The 17441-nt window shown below is 72.7% G+C and carries 13 protein-coding genes; 9 read left to right on the forward strand and 4 right to left on the reverse strand.

Going from position 1 to position 17441, the window contains the following annotated elements; all coding sequences use genetic code 11:
• Positions 1–112: 112 nt before the first annotated feature.
• Positions 113–1945 (reverse strand): asparagine synthase (glutamine-hydrolyzing), encoded by a 1833-nt coding sequence (gene asnB / locus OH807_RS09135; RefSeq protein ID WP_406196154.1) that lies wholly within the window; start codon positions 1943–1945, stop codon positions 113–115.
• 330 nt (positions 1946–2275) lie between these two features.
• Here asnB and OH807_RS09140 point away from each other — a divergent pair, with 330 nt between their 5' ends.
• The 3 genes from OH807_RS09140 (at position 2276) to OH807_RS09150 (ending at position 4758) form a co-directional block, all read left to right on the forward strand.
• Positions 2276–3256, forward strand: coding sequence for a TIGR01777 family oxidoreductase (locus OH807_RS09140; protein ID WP_406196156.1), 981 nt, complete (start codon positions 2276–2278; stop codon positions 3254–3256).
• A 225-nt stretch (positions 3257–3481) separates the two neighbouring features.
• Positions 3482–3850 carry a BlaI/MecI/CopY family transcriptional regulator gene (locus OH807_RS09145; protein WP_406210839.1) on the forward strand — a complete coding sequence of 123 codons (369 nt, stop codon included), beginning with the start codon at positions 3482–3484 and terminating at the stop codon, positions 3848–3850.
• Positions 3847–4758, forward strand: a complete 912-nt coding sequence (locus tag OH807_RS09150) for a M56 family metallopeptidase (RefSeq protein WP_406196159.1) — start codon at positions 3847–3849, stop codon at positions 4756–4758. The genes OH807_RS09145 and OH807_RS09150 overlap by 4 nt, the downstream gene beginning before the upstream one ends.
• Positions 4759–4853: 95 nt before the next feature.
• Here OH807_RS09150 and OH807_RS09155 read toward each other — a convergent pair whose 3' ends face one another.
• The gene (locus OH807_RS09155) at positions 4854–5885 is read right to left on the reverse strand and encodes an NlpC/P60 family protein (RefSeq protein ID WP_406196162.1); all 1032 of its coding nucleotides are present in this window, start codon (positions 5883–5885) and stop codon (positions 4854–4856) included.
• A gap of 397 nt (positions 5886–6282) precedes the next feature.
• Here OH807_RS09155 and OH807_RS09160 point away from each other — a divergent pair, with 397 nt between their 5' ends.
• From OH807_RS09160 to meaB, 3 genes are read left to right on the forward strand one after another with little or no spacing between them, the layout of a single operon-like run.
• Complete coding sequence (locus tag OH807_RS09160) at positions 6283–8187, forward strand: methylmalonyl-CoA mutase family protein (RefSeq protein WP_406196165.1); 1905 nt, start codon at positions 6283–6285, stop codon at positions 8185–8187.
• On the forward strand, positions 8187–10391 hold the full coding sequence (gene scpA / locus OH807_RS09165; protein ID WP_406196168.1) for a methylmalonyl-CoA mutase: 2205 nt from the start codon (positions 8187–8189) through the stop codon (positions 10389–10391). The genes OH807_RS09160 and scpA overlap by 1 nt, the downstream gene beginning before the upstream one ends.
• Before the next feature lie 12 nt (positions 10392–10403).
• Complete coding sequence (meaB, locus tag OH807_RS09170; protein WP_406196170.1) at positions 10404–11396, forward strand: methylmalonyl Co-A mutase-associated GTPase MeaB; 993 nt, start codon at positions 10404–10406, stop codon at positions 11394–11396.
• Positions 11397–11551: 155 nt separating this feature from the next.
• On the opposite strand, the gene OH807_RS09175 is transcribed toward meaB, so the two are convergent.
• Entirely contained in the window at positions 11552–12031 is a 480-nt protein-coding gene (locus tag OH807_RS09175) for an ATP-binding protein (protein WP_406196172.1), read from the reverse strand.
• A 161-nt stretch (positions 12032–12192) separates the two neighbouring features.
• On the opposite strand from OH807_RS09175, the gene OH807_RS09180 reads away from it, so the two are divergent.
• Together OH807_RS09180 and OH807_RS09185 are read left to right on the forward strand one after the other, a co-directional pair.
• The gene (locus tag OH807_RS09180; RefSeq protein WP_406196175.1) at positions 12193–13500 is read left to right on the forward strand and encodes a helix-turn-helix domain-containing protein; all 1308 of its coding nucleotides are present in this window, start codon (positions 12193–12195) and stop codon (positions 13498–13500) included.
• Between the two features lie 11 nt (positions 13501–13511).
• Positions 13512–13985 carry a hypothetical protein gene (locus tag OH807_RS09185; RefSeq protein WP_406196178.1) on the forward strand — a complete coding sequence of 158 codons (474 nt, stop codon included), beginning with the start codon at positions 13512–13514 and terminating at the stop codon, positions 13983–13985.
• Between the two features lie 54 nt (positions 13986–14039).
• On the opposite strand, the gene OH807_RS09190 is transcribed toward OH807_RS09185, so the two are convergent.
• Entirely contained in the window at positions 14040–14642 is a 603-nt protein-coding gene (locus OH807_RS09190; protein ID WP_406196180.1) for a superoxide dismutase, read from the reverse strand.
• Between the two features lie 477 nt (positions 14643–15119).
• On the opposite strand from OH807_RS09190, the gene OH807_RS09195 reads away from it, so the two are divergent.
• Complete coding sequence (locus tag OH807_RS09195; RefSeq protein ID WP_406196183.1) at positions 15120–17414, forward strand: M9 family metallopeptidase; 2295 nt, start codon at positions 15120–15122, stop codon at positions 17412–17414.
• The last annotated feature ends 27 nt before the right edge of the window (positions 17415–17441 follow it).

Consider the following 17441-nt stretch of genomic DNA (forward strand, 5'->3'; position numbering starts at 1 on the left):
CCGGGTCCGGGTCCGCATGCCGCGCGGAACGGGCGGGCTCGGCACCGGCGACGGCCGCCCGGCACCGGCCCGGTGGGGCCGCGGGGCGCTGCTCCCGCACGGCGGCGCACCGTCAGACGGCGAGCGCCGGGCGGTGGTGGTCGAGCCAGAGGGCGAGGTCGACCACCCGCTCCAGGCGGAGCCGGTGGCCCCACTCCAGCCGCTCGGGCGGCGTGTCCAGCGCGGACTTGATCACCGTCTCGTCGGCGAGGTCGCGCACGTGCGGCGCGTCCAGCGCCTCGCGGGCGAGCCGCTGGAGACCGCCGTTGTAGTCCGCGTGATGGGTGGCCGGGTAGTGGTTCTTCGGCCGCCACAGCACCGATTCCGGCGCAATGCCCTGCCCGGTGGAGCGCAGCAGGCTCTTCTCCCGCCCGTCGTGGCTCTTCATCGCCCAGGGGGTGTTGAAGGCGTACTCGACCAGCCGGTGGTCGCAGTAGGGCACCCGCACCTCCAGGCCCTGGGCCATCGAGAGGCGGTCCTTGCGGTGCAGCAGTTGGCGGAGCCAGCGGGTCAGCGAGAGGTGCTGCATCTCGCGCTGCCGGTGCTCGGCGGGGGTCTCGTCGTCCAGGTGCGGGACGGCGGCGAGCGCGCTGCGGTAGGTGTCCTCCCGGAACTCGCCGATCCGCAGGTGGGCGGCGAGGTCGGGGTTGATCGGCATCGCCGCCTCGTCACCCGTGACGAGCAGCCAGGGGAACGTCTGCGCGGCGAGCGCCTTGGGGTTGTGGAACCACGGGTACCCGCCGAACACCTCGTCCGCGGCCTCGCCGGAGAGCGCGACCGTGGAGTGCTTGCGGATCTCGCCGAACAGCAGGTAGAGCGAGGTGTCCATGTCGCCGACGCCGATCGGCGAGTCCCGGGAGACCACGACGGCCCGGCGGTGGTCTAGGTCGAGGAGGGTCCGCGGGTCGAGGACGACGGTGGAGTGGTCGGTGCCGATGAAGGCGCCGGCCTCGGCGGCGAACGGGGTGTCGTGCCCGGTGCGCAGCACATCGCCGGTGAACTGCTCGGCCTGGTCGCTGTAGTCGACGGCGTAGGAGCGCAGCCTGGCCTGCGGGCCGTCGGTCAGCCGGAGTTCGTCGGCGACCAGCGCCGTCACCACGGTCGAGTCCAGGCCGCCGGAGAGCAGGCTGCAGAGCGGGACGTCCGCCTCCAGCTGGGCGCGGGCGGCACGGTTGACCAGCGAGCGGACCCGCTCGGTGGTGGTGTCGAGGTCGTCGGTGTGCGGGCGGGCCCGGAGCTCCCAGTAGCGGCGCTCCCGGATCCCGCCCCGGTCGAGGACGAGCAGGCCGCCGGGGTGGACCTCCCGGACGCCCGACCAGACCGTCGGGCCGGTGTTGAACAGCAGGCTGTAGGCCTCGCGCAGGCCGTCCGCGTCGACGGTCGGGGTGAGCCCGGGGTGGGCGAAGAGCGCCTTGGGTTCGGAGCCGAAGACGAGGCCGCCGTCGACCTCGGCCCAGAACAGCGGCTTGACGCCGAGCCGGTCGCGGACGAGCAGCAGGCGCTCCGTCCGCTCGTCCCAGACGGCGAAGGCGTACATGCCCTCCAGCCGGTCGACCAGCCCCTCGCCCCACTCCAGATAGCCGCGGAGCACCACCTCGGTGTCACTGCGGGTCTCGAACCGGTGTCCCCTGGAGCGGAGTTCGGCGCGCAGCTGGTGGTGGTTGTAGACCTCGCCGCTGTACGTCAGCACGACGCCCGGCTGCTCGTGGCGGTCGGCCATCGGCTGCGCACCGCCGTCGAGGTCGATCACGGCGAGGCGGCGGTGGCCGAGCGCGGCGTGCGCGCCGAGCCAGATCCCGCCGGCGTCGGGGCCGCGCAGGGCCATGGTGGCGGTCATCGCCTCGATGACGGGGGCGCTGTGGCGGACGTCCTGGTGGAAGGACACCCAGCCGGTGATTCCGCACATGCGTGTGCACTCCTTGGGCGGGCAGCGTCGGAACGGACGGGCGGGGCGCGCGGCACCGTCCGCCCGGAGCTGCTGCCCCGGCGCGGCCGCCCGTCGGCGCCCGGTCCACCAGTCGGCCGGCGGGGGCGGCGGGTTCCGTCGATCCCGGACACATTTCCGGCCACGCCCGCTCCGGCGGGGCTCCGGGCGGGCGGTGTCCGGGCTCCCGGGGTGCGGTTACCGGCCGCCGCGCGCACAACGCCCCGGTGCCCCGGCGGGCCACTCCCGACCCGCCTTTGAACACGTTCATTTTTGGTTTAGGCTAAGGAGCACACCATCAAGGGGGGCTCCGTGAAGATCGTCATACCCGGCGGAACCGGGCAGATCGGCCGCATCCTGGACCGCGCCCTGACCGCCGAGGGCCACGACGTCCTGATCCTCACCCGGCGACCGCGGCGCGACCGCGAGCTCCACTGGGACGGCCGCACCCTCGGCCGCTGGGCCGAGGCCGTCGACGGCAGCGACGCCGTGATCAACCTCGCCGGCCGCAGCGTCAACTGCCGCTACACCCCTACCAACCAGCGCGAGATGCTGGACTCCCGGGTGGACTCCGCCCGGGTCGTCGGCGCGGCCGTCGCCGCGGCGCGCCGCCCGCCGCGGGTCTGGCTCCAGATGAGCACCGCCACCATCTACGCCCACCACTACGGCGCCCCGCACGACGAGGCGACCGGCGTCCTCGGCGGCAACGAGCCCGACGTCCCCCGGTACTGGGACCGCAGCGTCGACATCGCCCGGGCCTGGGAGCAGGCCCAGCAGGACGCCCGCACCCCCGGCACCCGCCAGGTCGCCCTGCGCACCACCATGGTGATGAGCCCCGACCGGGGAGGCGCCTTCGACCTGATGCTGCGACTGGCCCGGTGCGGGCTCGGCGGGCCGATCGACGGCGGCTCGCAGTACATGTCGTGGATCCACGACCGGGACCTCGTGCGCGCCGTCACCTTCCTGCTCGACCGCGAGGACCTCGCCGGGCCGGTCAACCTCGGCGCACCGCACCCGCTCCCGCAGCGCGCGTTCATGCAGGCGATCCGCCGGGCCTGGGGGATCCCGGTCGGCCTGCCCGCCACCCGCCGGATGGCCGAGCTGGGCGCCTTCGCGCTCCGCTCGGACACCGAACTGTTGCTCAAGAGCCGCTCGGTGACCCCCGGCCGGCTCCAGGATGCCGGGTTCGGATTCGAGCACCCGCACTGGCCGGCGGCCGCCGTCGACCTCGCCCGGCGGATCCGCCGGGGGTCGGCCGGGGTGCAGGCGGGGGTGCAGGCGGGGCTGTCGTAGCAGCACGTCGGCGAGGGCTGTCGGCGCGGACGGCCTGCGTGCGCACCGCCGTACCATGGGCCTCGGGCCTCGGGCCTCGGGCCTCGGGCCTCGGGCCTCGGGCCTCGGGCCTCGGGCCCCGGCACGGCACGGCACGGCACGGGACGCCGCAGCAGCCCGGCCGACGCCCCGGCGACAGCACAGCGACGGCTCGGCGACGGCTCGGCGATGAAGGAGGACGGCGTGTTGCGGGGGTTCGGGGATCTCGAAGCGGAGATCATGGACCGGCTCTGGACCTGGGGCCGGCCGGCGACCGCACGCGAGGTCGTGGACGACCTCCGGAGCCAACGGCCGGTCGCGTACACCACCGTCACCACCGTCGCCGACATCCTGCACACCAAGGGGTGGCTGAGCCGCGAGAAGTCCGGCCGCGCCTGGGCCTACCGGCCGACCTGCACCCGCGAGGCCTACACCGCGCAGCTGATGCACCAGGCGCTGGAGACCAGCCCCGACCGGGCCGGGGCCCTGCTCCACTTCGTGGACCGGATCAGCGGGGACGAGGCCTCGGCGCTGCTCGCCGCCCTGGAGCAGGTCAAGGCACGGGACTCCGAGTGACCACCGCGCTGCTCGGGCTGTACCTCCTGCTGGTCGGCTTCGCGCTGCCCCGCCGGCTCGCCCGCTCGCCCCGGCTGCGGGCCGGGTTGCAGGCGCGGCCGGTGGCCGGCACCGCCGTCTGGCTCGCGCTGATGGCCTCGTTCGGCGTCGCACTGCTGCTCACCGTCCATCACCTCGCAGCGCCGGCCGGCCACGAACCGGCCGGCCTGGTCGGCCTGCTCCCGCACACCGAGCCCGTCCCGGCCCCCGCCCGGCCCGCCCACGGCTGGTGGGCGCCGGCCGCGGCGGCGCTCGCGGCGGGCGGCGTCGCGGCGGCCGTCGGCCTCCGGACCGCGCGGCAGCGCCGGCGGCACCGCGAAGTCCTGGACATCGTGGCCCGGCGGGACGCACGCTGCGACGCCCTGGTGCTGGAGGACCCCCGGCCCACCGTCTACTGCCTGCCCGGCCGGCACTCCCGGGTGGTCGTCTCGCGGGGCGCGCTGGAGCTCCTCGGCGAACGGCAGCTGGCCGCCGCCGTCGCCCACGAGCGTGGTCACATCCGCGGCCGGCACCACCTCGTCCGGGCCGCGGTGGACGCCTTCGCCCTCGTCCTCGGCGCGCTCCCGCTCGCCCGCACCGGGCGGGCGGAGGTCGCACTGCTGCTGGAGATGGCCGCCGACGACGCCGCTCTGGCCGTGGCGACCCGCACCGAACTGGCGTCCGCCCTCTGCCTCCTGGCCACCGGGCAGCCCTCCGGCCGGGCCGGCGCCGGGGTGCCCGGCCGGGCCCTCGGCGCGGCCTCCACCGGTGTCCTCCCCCGCGTCCAGCGGCTGGCCCGCCCCGCCCCGGCCGCCCCCGCCGCCTGGCGCCTCGCCGCCGCCTCCGCCCCCGTCCTCCCCTACCTCCTCGCCTGCGCCCCGCACCCGTGATCCCGCCCGACAGCCGCAGCGCGGCCGGGGCCGGGCGCGGGGCCGCTGTGCGTCAGGGTGAGGTGCGGGACCGGTCGCGGAGGACGGCCGCGGCCCTACGGGCGGACGGCGCCGACGTAGGGCATGGCGTCGATGGGGAGGACTTCGACGTTCTTGCCGGTGCGCGGGGCGTGGATCATCTTTCCGTCGCCGATGTAGAGGCCGACGTGGTGCAGGTCGCCGTAGAAGAAGACGAGGTCGCCGGGCTGGAGCTCGGCCCGGGGGATGCGGCGGCCGGCGTTCCACTGGTCCTGGGAGACGCGCGGGAGTTTCACGTCGGCGGCGCGGTAGGCGGCGCCGGTGAGGCCGGAGCAGTCGAAGCCGGCCGGGCCGGTGGCGCCCCAGACGTAGGGCTTGCCGAGCTGCGCGTAGGCGAACTGGAGGACGGCGGCGGCGCGGCCGGTGGCCGGGCCGGTGTAGCCGGGGGTCTCGCCGCGGCTGCCGGCGCGGGAGGCGCGGGCGGCGTTCTCCTGGGCGTTGACCTTGGCGCGGTCGGCGGCACCGAGCCGGTTGAGCAGAGCCTGCGCCTTGGCCAGCTTGTCCTGGATCTGCTTCTTCTCCGCGGCCAGGGCGGTGCCGGCGGCGTCCAGCTGGGCGAGGGTGGCGGTGGCCTCGGTGCGGCCCTGGTCGAGTTTGCGCTGTTCGTCGCGGGCCTGGCGGAGCAGGGCGGCCTGGGAGTCGACGACCTGGTTCTGCGCGGCGGCCTTGGCCAGGTAGCCGCCGGGGTCGGATTCGAGCAGGAGCTGGACGGACGGGTCGATGCCGCCGTTGCGGTACTGCTCGCCGGCGATGGCGCCGAGCTGGGTGCGCAGTTGGTTCATCGCGTCCTGCCCGCGGGCGACCTTCTCCTGCATCCGGTTGGCCTCGCCCTGGAGCCGCTGCTGTTTCTCCTGGAAGCCGTTGTGGCGTTCGATCGACTGCTCGGCCTCCTCGTTGAGCCGGTCGACCTGCTCCTTGACGGAGTCGAGGGTGGGGGCCGGCTCGGCCTGGGCGGTGCCGGCGGCGAACACGGCGCTGCCGGCCATCGCCGTGGTGACCACCGCGAGGCGGGCCCGGCCGGGCGGGCTGGGCTTGCGGCGTTTTCCCATGGCAGGGGCTCCTTCACGACGGGCACCGGGGCAGCGGGCGCCGGGGCAGCGCGGACCGGCGGACCCGGGTGGTGCCCCGGCCGCTATCTACTAAGCAACTTAATAGATAGCGCCCCGGGTTCCGCAACCCGCCCGGCAACCACGACACCGGACCCCGCCCCGACACCCGACGCCCGGCCCCTGACACCCCGGAGCGCCCCTGACACTCCGGAGCGCCCCGCGAACGCACCCCTGCGACACCCCCGCCCCGCGACACACCCCCACCGCCGTGCCCCTAACTACTCCTAGGGGGTCTCTAGGGGTAACGCCCTCTGAAGTGCAGCAAGGCCCAGAGCGAGGGCAAGGTCACACCTTCCGCCTCTGCTGCGTCCGAGCCGCAGAGCGCTAACCTGCGGGCATGACGGTCCCGCCCGAAGGGCTCCCCCTGGCCGCCGAGTTCCCGGCAGCACACCGCGAGCAGTGGCAGCACCTCGTCGAGAGCGTGCTCCGCAAGTCGGGTGCACAGCCCGCGGACGGCGAAGCGGCCGAGCAGGCGCTCACCACCGCACTCCAGGACGGGCTGCGCGCCCGCCCGCTGTACACCGCCGAGAACGCCCCGGCCGAACCCGGTTACCCGGGTTTCCCCCCGTTCGTCCGCGGCGCGCGACCGCAGGGCTCCTCGGTCTCCGGCTGGGACGTCCGCCAGCGGCACACCGACCCGGACCCGCGTCGCGCCAACGAGGCGGTCCTCGCCGATCTGGAGAACGGCGGCGGCTCGCTCTGGCTGGAGCTGGGCGGTGCGGGCCTGCCGGTCGCGGCGCTGCCGGAGGTCCTGACCGGGGTCTACCTCGACCTGGCCGGTGTGGTGCTCGACGCGGGCCCCGAATTCACCGCGGCCGCCGAGCAGTTGTTCACTCTGTACCGCGAGCACGAGGTCTCCCCCGGCGCCGCCGCGGGCAACTTCGGCGCCGACCCGCTGGGCCTGGCCGCCCGCACCGGCGAGGACGGGCCCACCGAGGCGCTGCTCGCCGAGGCCGCCGCGCTCGCCGCCCGCTGCGCCGAGGGCTTCCCCGGCCTGCGCGCGCTGACCGTCGACGCCCTGCCGTACCACGAGGCCGGCGCCTCGCCCGCGCAGGAGCTGGGCTGCTCGCTCGCCACCGGTGTCGCCTACCTGCGCGCGCTGACCGCCGCCGGGCTCTCCGTGGACGCCGCGCTCGGCCAGCTGGAGTTCCGCTACGCGGCCGACGCCGACCAGTTCCTCACCATCGCCAAGTTCCGTGCGGCGCGCCGGCTCTGGGCCCGGGTGGCGCAGGCCTCCGGGGCCGCGACGGACGGCTCCGCGCAGCGCCAGCACGCCGTCACCTCCGCCGTGATGATGACCTCGCGCGACCCGTGGGTGAACATGCTGCGCACCACGGTGGCCTGCCTGGCCGCCGGGGTCGGCGGCGCGGACGCGGTGAGCGTCCAGCCGTTCGACAGCGCGCTCGGCCTCCCCGACGCCTTCGCCCGCCGGGCCGCCCGCAACACCCAGTCGATCCTGCTGGAGGAGTCGCACCTGGCCCGGGTGATCGACCCGGCCGGCGGCTCCTGGTACGTCGAGCAGCTGACCGACGAGCTCGCGCACGCCGCCTGGGCCTGGTTCCAGGAGATCGAGCGGGCCGGCGGCCAGCGGGCCGCGCTCGCCACCGGGCTGGTCGGCGAGCGGATCGCCGCCACCTGGGCGGAGCGCTCCAAGGCGCTCGCCAAGCGGCGTGAACCCATTACCGGCGTCAGCGAGTTCCCGAACCTCGCCGAGCAGCCGCTGGTCCGCGAGCCGGCCCCGGCCGCGCCCGGCGGCGGCCTGCCGCGGGTGCGGCGCGCCGAGGCGTACGAGGCACTGCGGGACCGCTCGGACGCGCAGCTCGCGGCGCACGGCGCCCGTCCGCTGCTCTTCCTGGCCTCCATCGGGACGGCCTCCGCGCACACCGCGCGGACCACGTTCGCGGCCAACCTGTTCCAGGCCGGCGGCATCGCGACCACCGCCGTCGAGGCGACCGACCCGGCCGCGTTCGCCGAGGCGTTCACCGCCTCCGGCGCCCGCGTGGCCTGCCTCTGCTCCAGCGACCAGATGTACGGCGAGCACGCCGAGGCCGTCGCCACGGCGCTCAAGGCCGCCGGTGCCCGCCGGGTGCTGCTGGCCGGCCGGCCCGGCGAGCAGCGCGAGGCCCTCCTGGCCGCCGGGGTGGACGAGTTCGTCTTCGCGGGCGGCGACGCCGTCGCCGCCCTGACCGGCCTGATGGACGAGATCACCGAGGAAATCCTCGACGAAAGCGGAGTGGCGTGATGATCCCCGACTTCACCGGAATCGGGCTCGACGGGGACGCCGGCAAGGACGTCACCGACGGCCAGTGGCGCTCGGCCTGGCGGCAGGCCACCGGCAAGGACGTCGACGAGCTGCTCTGGGACACCCCGGAGGGCATCGGCGTCAAGCCGCTGTACACCGCCGACGACCTGGCGGGCCTGGACTTCCTGGGCACCTACCCCGGCATCGCCCCGTACCTGCGCGGGCCGTACCCGACGATGTACGTGAACCAGCCGTGGACCGTCCGGCAGTACGCCGGCTTCTCCACCGCCGAGGAGTCCAACGCCTTCTACCGCCGCAACCTCGCGGCCGGCCAGAAGGGCCTCTCCGTCGCCTTCGACCTGCCGACCCACCGCGGCTACGACAGCGACCACCCGCGGGTCACCGGCGACGTCGGCATGGCCGGCGTGGCGATCGACTCCATCTACGACATGCGCCAGCTCTTCGACGGCATCCCGCTGGACAAGATGTCGGTGTCGATGACCATGAACGGCGCCGTGCTGCCCGTCCTGGCGCTGTACATCGTGGCGGCCGAGGAGCAGGGGGTGGCACCCGAGAAGCTGGCGGGGACCATCCAGAACGACATCCTCAAGGAGTTCATGGTCCGCAACACCTACATCTACCCGCCGCAGCCGTCGATGCGGATCATCTCGGACATCTTCGCGTACACCTCGCAGAAGATGCCGCGGTACAACTCGATCTCCATCTCCGGCTACCACATCCAGGAGGCCGGAGCCACGGCCGACCTGGAGCTGGCCTACACCCTGGCCGACGGCGTCGAGTACCTGCGCGCCGGCCTGGACGTCGGGCTCGACGTCGACGCCTTCGCTCCGCGCCTGTCGTTCTTCTGGGCGATCGGCATGAACTTCTTCATGGAGGTCGCCAAGCTGCGCGCGGCCCGGCTGCTCTGGGCCAAGCTGGTCAAGCAGTTCGACCCGAAGAACGCCAAGTCGCTCTCGCTGCGCACGCATTCGCAGACCTCGGGCTGGTCGCTCACCGCCCAGGACGTGTTCAACAACGTCACCCGCACCTGCGTCGAGGCGATGGCCGCCACCCAGGGCCACACCCAGTCGCTGCACACCAACGCCCTCGACGAGGCGCTGGCCCTGCCGACCGACTTCTCGGCCCGGATCGCCCGCAACACCCAGCTGCTGCTCCAGCAGGAGTCCGGCACCTGCCGGGTCATCGACCCGTGGGGCGGCTCCGCGTACGTCGAGAAGCTCACCCACGACCTGGCCCGCCGCGCCTGGCAGCACATCCAGGAGGTCGAGGCGGCCGGCGGTATGGCCAAGGCCATCGACGCGGGCATCCCCAAGCTGCGCGTCGAGGAGGCCGCCGCCCGCACCCAGGCGCGGATCGACTCCGGCCGCCAGCCGGTGATCGGCGTCAACAAGTACCGGGTCGAGAGCGACGAGCAGATCGACGTGCTCAAGGTCGACAACTCCTCGGTGCGGACCCGCCAGATCGAGAAGCTGCGCCGGCTGCGCGACGAGCGCGACGAGGCCGCCACCCAGGACGCGCTGCACGCGCTCACCCGGGCCGCCGAGGCCGGCCCGCAGCGCGGCGGCTCGCTCGACGGCAACCTCCTCCACCTGGCCGTGAACGCGGCCCGGGCCAAGGCCACCGTCGGCGAGATCTCGGACGCCCTGGAGAAGGTGTACGGCCGCCACTCCGGCCAGATCCGTACCATCTCGGGTGTGTACCGAGACGAAGCGGGCCCGTCGGCCTCCCTCCAGCGCACCCGGGACCTGGTCGAGCGGTTCGAGCAGGCCGAGGGCCGCCGCCCCCGCATCCTGGTCGCCAAGATGGGCCAGGACGGCCACGACCGCGGGCAGAAGGTGATCGCCACCGCCTTCGCCGACCTCGGCTTCACCGTCGACGTCGGCCCGCTCTTCCAGACCCCGGCCGAGGTGGCCCGCCAGGCCGTCGAGGCGGACGTGCACATCGTCGGCGTCTCCTCGCTGGCCGCCGGCCACCTCACCCTGGTGCCGGCCCTGCGCACCGAGCTCGCCGAGGCCGGCCGGGAGGACATCACCATCGTGGTCGGCGGAGTCATCCCCCCGGGCGACTTCGACGCGCTGTACGAGGCGGGCGCCGCGGCGGTCTTCCCGCCCGGCACGGTGATCCCCGACGCCGCCTACGACCTGCTGGAGTCGCTGGCCGCCGACCTCGGCCACGAGCTCTGAGGTACTGAGGCGATGGCGCCCCGGACGATCGACCTCGACCAGTACGCCCAGGGCGTGCGGGACGGCTCGCGCGCGTACATCGCGCGGGCCATCACCCTCGTCGAATCCACCCGGCCCGACCACCGCGCGCTCGCGCAGCAGCTGCTCACCATGCTGCTGCCGCACGCGGGCGGGGCCGTCCGGGTGGGCATCACCGGCGTCCCCGGTGTCGGCAAGTCGACCTTCATCGACGCGTTCGGCACCATGCTCACCGGCCTCGGCCACCGGGTCGCGGTGCTCGCCGTCGACCCGACGTCCAGCCGCACCGGCGGCTCCATCCTGGGCGACAAGACCCGGATGGAGCGGCTGGCGGTGGACCAGAACGCCTTCGTCCGCCCCTCCCCCACCTCCGGCACGCTCGGCGGGGTGGCCCGGGCCACCCGCGAGTCGATGGTGGTGATGGAGGCGGCGGGGTACGACGTGGTGCTGATCGAGACGGTCGGCGTCGGGCAGTCGGAGACCACGGTGGCCGGCATGGTCGACTCCTTCCTCCTGCTCTCCCTGGCCCGTACCGGGGACCAGCTCCAGGGCATCAAGAAGGGCGTGCTGGAGCTCGCCGACGTCATCGCCGTCAACAAGGCCGACGGCCCGCACGAGACCGACGCCAAGGGCGCCGCCCGCGAACTGGCGGGTGCGCTGCGCCTGTTGCAGGCCCCCGACGCGCCGTGGACGCCGCCGGTGCTCACCTGCAGCGGCCGGGACGGCGCCGGCCTGGACGTGCTGTGGGAGCGGCTGCAGCAGCACCGCAAGGTCCTCGACGCGACCGGCGCGCTGGCGGCCAAGCGCCGGGACCAGCAGGTCGAGTGGACGTGGGCGATGGTCCACGACCAGCTCTACGCCCGCCTGCACGGACACCCCGAAGTACAGCGCCTCGCACCGGGGTTGGAGAACCAGGTCCGCTCCGGCACGCTACCGGCCGGCCTGGCCGCCCAACGGATCCTGGACGCCTTCTTCGGCATCGACTAGCTCGCCGGAGTGCCTCGACCTCGCACGCGGGTCGAGGCACCGGCGGTCACCACCCGCCGTGAACCCGACCGTCACAGCGACGGAGAAGAACAGCCACCACGCGAGGCGCACCACGGTCGACCGGTCGAGGCCGGTCGACCGGAGCGCTGAGAGCACTACGCCACCTCGCGCAGAGCACGAAGGCCGTACGCCGTGCCCCATCCGTGCGTGGGGCACGGCGCTTCGGCCGTCTCCAGGAACTCGAACCAGACGACTTTGCCGACCCCCGCAGGGTGCCACCCCCAGGCGTCCGCCAGCGCCTCCACCAGCAACAGCCCACGCCCGCCGGTCGATTCGGCGTCACGCTCCCGCTCGGGAAGATCAGGACACCGGTCGGCGACCTCCACGCGCAACCGCCCGGCACGACGGCGGACCGTCACCGTGCAGCGCTCCCCGGTGTGCACGAGTGCGTTGGCGATCAGCTCGCTGGCGCACAACTCCACGTCCTGAATCGCGCCGTCCGAGAGCGCCACGGCCCAGTCCCGCACGACCGCCGTCACCAACCGCCGCGCCGCCGGCACTGCGGCTGCCCCCGGCGGCTCACCCCACTCCAGCGGAACCGGAAACCGCGCATTGTTCAGTGGGCTGATCACCACGAATACCCTCCCAGCCGGCCGGGCAGAGTAACTGCCAGGCGCAGATCGGCGAGTGGCTGTCCCGGTGGGGACCGGGACAGCCACCCCAAGCTCTTCTCACTGTCAGTCAACAAGCCGTCACGTCTGTGCGACCATCGATCATGCGGCGCCCGCATACGGCTATGCGGGCGCCGCATCGGGCTGCGCCCCTCGGCGTGGTGGTACTCGTACCGTTGGGTGAGCTGTTGAACTGGAATTCGGCAGTGCTCCGGGAGGCGTCCCGGAGTGGGAACTACGGCAGGGTCATCGAGCTGGCGCGAGCCCATCGGCGCATGACCCAGGCCCAGTTGGGTGAGGCCTGTGGCCTCTCGCAGTCAGCCGTCTCACGACTGGAGAAGAAGGGAGTCAGCCCGTATGCCATGGATGTTCTGCTGCGGATGTCGCAACTCCTGGGCATTCCCGCGCCTCTCCTGGGCCTCGCCGGAGCCACTGTGCAGGCACGAATCGGGACTGAGAGCGTGGAGAGACGTCAATTCCTCGGAGCCGCAGCGGCGGTCGCCGTATCGCCCGCGTTGGCAGCCGTCGCCGGTCCCGTAGACGAGACCGCGCAGCAGGCCGCCTCGCTTCGACTTGTCACCACGTCCTACCGCCGGTTGGACGGCTCAACGCCCTCCCGCGAACTCGCCGAAGCCGTCCGTTCACATCTGAGGCTGATCCAGGGGTTGATCGGTACGGCACCGACCGACGTCCATCGGACGAGGCTCGCCGCTGTCGCGAGCGAGGCGGCCAGTCTGGCTGCCTGGTTGGCGTGGGACATGGGGGACAGCGGGTCGGCGCGGTCGCTCTACGGGGCAGCGATCAAGGCTGCCAGATCGGGAGCGAATCCTCTCCTCGCGGCGTACCAGGTCGGCAGCCTGGCGCAGTTCGAGGCGCACACCGGCAACGGAATCCAGGCCCTCAGCCTCGCGCAGCGGGCCCGAAGCCTCCTGGAGCCCGGCTCACCCGCAGTCGCGGACGCGTGGCTGTCGGCGGTGGAGGCCCTCGGGCACTCTGCCACGGGCGACCGGCGTGCAGCCGACCGTGCCCTGACAGAGAGCCGAGCGGCGGTCCAGGCCGACACCGGAGCCGAGTCACCTCCTTGGCCGTGGGTGTTCACCTTCGACGAGAGCAAGGTGGCGGGCTTCAGGGTGACCTGCGGTGCCAAGCTCGGACTCTCCGCATGGGTTTCCGACGGCACCGGCCCGGTCCTCACCTCTGGTCACGCGAAGCAGCGTGCGCTTCTCGTACTCGACATCGCGGCAGGCCACCTCTCCGCCGGACGGGTCGAGGCTGCATTCGCGCTCGCGGCGCAGGCTCTGGAGGTCGGCCTCCAGTACCGCTCCGGGCGGATTGTCGAACGGGGACGCGCACTCCGACGATCGTTCAACACTTCCTCACCGCCCAAGATCGTGAGGGAGTTCGACGAGCGAATGTACGACATCCATCTCTAGGGAGGAAAACGATGCGGATCGGGATCACGGGACATCGCGGGCTGACGGCCGAGGTGGAGGCTCAGGTCCGACGGCTTCTGGAGGAGGCTCTCACAGGAGAGGCCCCCGGTCGGCTGACCGTCGTGTCGTGCATCGCGGACGGGCCGGACGCGTGGCTCGCCGAGGTCGCACTCGAACGGGGTGCCCGACTGGAGGTCGTCGTTCCGGCCGACCGGTACCGGGACGGGCTGCCGGACTGGCATCACCCCACCTACGACCTGCTGCTGAGCGGCGCGGCCGCCGTTCACCGCACCGGGCGGGTGGAGTCCGACGAGGCGGCCCACATGGCGGCGAGCGAGCTCCTCGTACAGCAGGTCGACAAGCTCCTGGCCGTCTGGGACAGCCTGCCGGCCCGCGGCTTCGGCGGGACGGCGGACGTCGTCGCGTACGCACGACGACTGGCTGTGCCGGTGGAGGTGCTGTGGCCGGAGGGGGCCCGCAGATGACACGGGGAACGGCCCCGGACCGCGAGCGGTCCGGGGCCGTTCACATGACCTCGGTCAGGCGGAGGTGACGGCGGCGAAGCGCTGCGAGACGTCCTGCCAGTTGACGACGTCCCAGAGCTTGGTGACGTAGTCCGGGCGGACGTTGCGGTACTGGAGGTAGTACGCGTGCTCCCAGGCGTCGAAGGCCAGCAGCGGGGTGGTGCCCTGGCCGACGTTGCCGTGGTGGTCGTAGACCTGCTCGACGATCAGGCGCTTGCCGAGCGGCTCCCAGGAGAGGATGCCCCAGCCGGAGCCCTGGACGCCGGTGGTGGCGGTGGTGAGCTGCTTCTTGAACGCCTCGAAGCTGCCGAAGTGCTCGGTGATGGCGTCGGCGAGCTCGCCCTCGGGGCGGTCGCCGCCCTCCGGGGAGAGGTTCTCCCAGAACAGCGAGTGCAGCACGTGGCCGGACAGGTGGAAGGCGAAGGTCTTCTGAAGGCCGACCAGACCGCCGAACTGCTCCTTGTCGCGCGCCTCGGCGAGCTGCTCCAGGGTGTCGTTCGCGCCCTTGACGTAGGCGGCGTGGTGCTTGGAGTGGTGCAGCTCCAGGATCTCGGCGGACATCGCCCGCTCCAGCGCGGAGTAGTCGTACGGGAGATCGGGGAGGGAGTAGGTGCTCATCAGGAGACGGGCCCTTTCAGCGAGTTCTGCGGTGACGATCGTGCCGGAAACACTCTATTGCGTATCACTTGCAGAAACGCAGTATGGGCTCCTGCGTATTCCTCACACTCCGTCGGGCGCCACGGGCGCACGCGCCCACCAGGGACGGCGAGGAGGCGGAGCGGCGCCGGGCGCCGGGGCATCCGGGGGCGGGGCGTCCGAACAGGGGACGTCCGGGCGCGGGACCGTGCGGGGGCAGGCCGTCCGGGGCGGGCCGTCCGGGGGCACACCCCTCGACGATGAGGCCGGGGCGGACCGGCGCGGCGGAGCGGCCGGCGCCCGGATCGTCGGGTTCCTGACAACGTTTCGATTGCGGTAGGGATCAATCCCGCCCGAGGTCTTCCCGTCGCGATGCGACATGTGCCATTTTACATGTCACACATCGAGCGGTCGCGCCCCCCAACACGCGACCCCGAACGGCCCCGGAGGCCCCCACAGATGCGTCCCTTCCGGATAACCAAGGCCCAGGCGAGGAAGGCACCGGCGCTCGGCGCCGCCTTCTTCGTCGCTCTCGGCCTGTTCGCACCGCAGGCCCATGCCGCCCCGGCCGGCCAGGCGTCCGCCGCCACGCCGCCGGCCACCAAGGCCGCCGCGCCGCGGTCGATCCCGGTCCCCAAGGCCCCCGAGGCCACCACCGGCGGCCGCCCGCTCGCCGCCGAGGACGACGCGAAGGCCGCCACCCCCAAGGCCGCCGCCACCGCCGCCCCGACCAAGGCCGCCAAGCAGTTCTCGGCCGCCGCCGCGGGCAACGGCTGCGACCTCGCCTCCTTCAGCAACGCCTCCGGCAGCACGCTGGTCGCCAACGTCAAGGCCGCGAGCCTCGACTGCCTCAACACCCTCTACCCGCTGACCGGGACCGACGCGGGCAAGGTCTTCGGCGAGGCCAAGATGGTCGCCGTGGCCGACGCCCTGCGCACCAACGCCGCCACCTACCCGGGTGACAACTCCACCTCCACCGGGCAGTTGGTGCAGTTCCTGCGCGCCGGCTACTACGTGCAGTGGTACCACTCCGACGTGGTCGGCACGTACGGCACCGCGCTGCAGACCTCGATCCGCGGCGCCCTGGACGCGTTCTTCGCCGCCCCGCACAGCAAGGACGTCACCGACGCGAACGGCCAGACCTTCGCCGAGGCCGTCACGCTGATCGACAGCGCCCAGGAGAACGCCCGGTACACCGGCACCGTGAAGCGCCTGCTCGGCGACTACACCACCTCCTGGCCGTCCTTCATGACCACGGCGGTCGCCAACACCAAGACGGTCATCGAGGACGGCTTCGACCAACCCGCCTTCATCGCCGCGCTCCAGGCCGACCCGGCCTTCGGCACCACGCTGTCCTCCTTCGTGACGCGGAACGCCTCGCTGATCAACGGCGGCGACATGGTCACCTCGATCGGCATCCTGATCGGCAACTACGTCGCCCACGACGAGCTCAAGGCCCAGGGCCGGCCGATCATCAAGGACCTCGTCACCCGCTTCCCGCTGGTCGGCGCCACCGGCCCGCTCACCATGAACCTGGTCTGGTTCACGGAGAACAAGGACAAGGGCAACTGCTCCGTCTACGGCCTCTGCGACCTGCCCACCCGGCTCCCCCCGCTGGTGCTCACCAACACCAAGACCTGCAACGCCAACCTGCGCGTCCGCGCCCAGGAGATGACCGAGCAGCAGCTCGCGGACACCTGCACCAGCCTGATCAACGAGGACGCCCTGTTCCACAAGGTGATCCAGGACAACGGCGCGATCCCGGGTGACGTGAACACCAACCTGGAGGTCGTCGTCTTCGACGACTACTACGAGTACAGCCTCTACGCGGGGGCGATGTACGGCATCGCCGTCGACAACGGTGGCATGTACGAGGAGGGCAACCCGGCCAAGGTCGGCAACCAGGCCCGCTTCATCGCCCACGAGGCCAGCTGGCTGCGCCCGGACTTCCAGATCTGGAACCTCAACCACGAGTACACCCACTACCTCGACGGCCGCTACAACATGTACGGCGACTTCGAGGCCGGCATCGTCACCCCGACCATCTGGTGGGTCGAGGGCATCGCCGAGTACATCTCGTACACCTACCGCAACGTGCGCAACGCCGACGCGATCGCCGAGGCCGGCAAGAAGACCTACAAGCTCAGCGAGCTCTTCGACACCGTCTACGACCAGACCCCCGACGCCGCCGCCAACTCGAACCGGGTCTACCGCTGGGGCTACCTGGCCGTGCGCTACATGCTCCAGTCGCACCCGGACGACGTGAAGGCGGTGCTCGCCAAGTACCGCACCGGTGACTGGAACGGCGCCCGCACGCTGCTCAAGAGCACCATCGGCACCTCGTACGACGCCGACTTCTCCACCTGGCTCACCGCGTGCGCGGCCGACAACTGCGGCTCCCTGCCGCCCGTCAACCAGGCCCCGCTCTGCACCGCCGCCGACACCCGGCAGTTCGACAAGAACTGCCGTCGGGACAACCTCGCCGCCGCCACCGGCAACTACAGCTACCACTTCCTGTACCTGCCGGCCGGCGTCCAGAAGCTGACCATCACCAGCAGCGGCGGCACCGGCAACGCCGACCTCTACTACGGCGGCAGCAACTGGGCCACCACCGCCAACTACCAGGCCAAGTCCACCAACGCCGACAACGGCGAGACCCTCACCATCACCAACCCGCCGTCCGGCTGGGTCTACTTCAGCCTCTACGGCCAGCAGACCTTCAGCGGCGCCACCGTCACCACGCAGTACCAGTAGGCCCGTTCCGAGCGCTGCGCCCCGTCC

It is taken from the genome of Kitasatospora sp. NBC_01560 (assembly GCF_045208415.1).
Taxonomy (GTDB): domain Bacteria; phylum Actinomycetota; class Actinomycetes; order Streptomycetales; family Streptomycetaceae; genus Kitasatospora.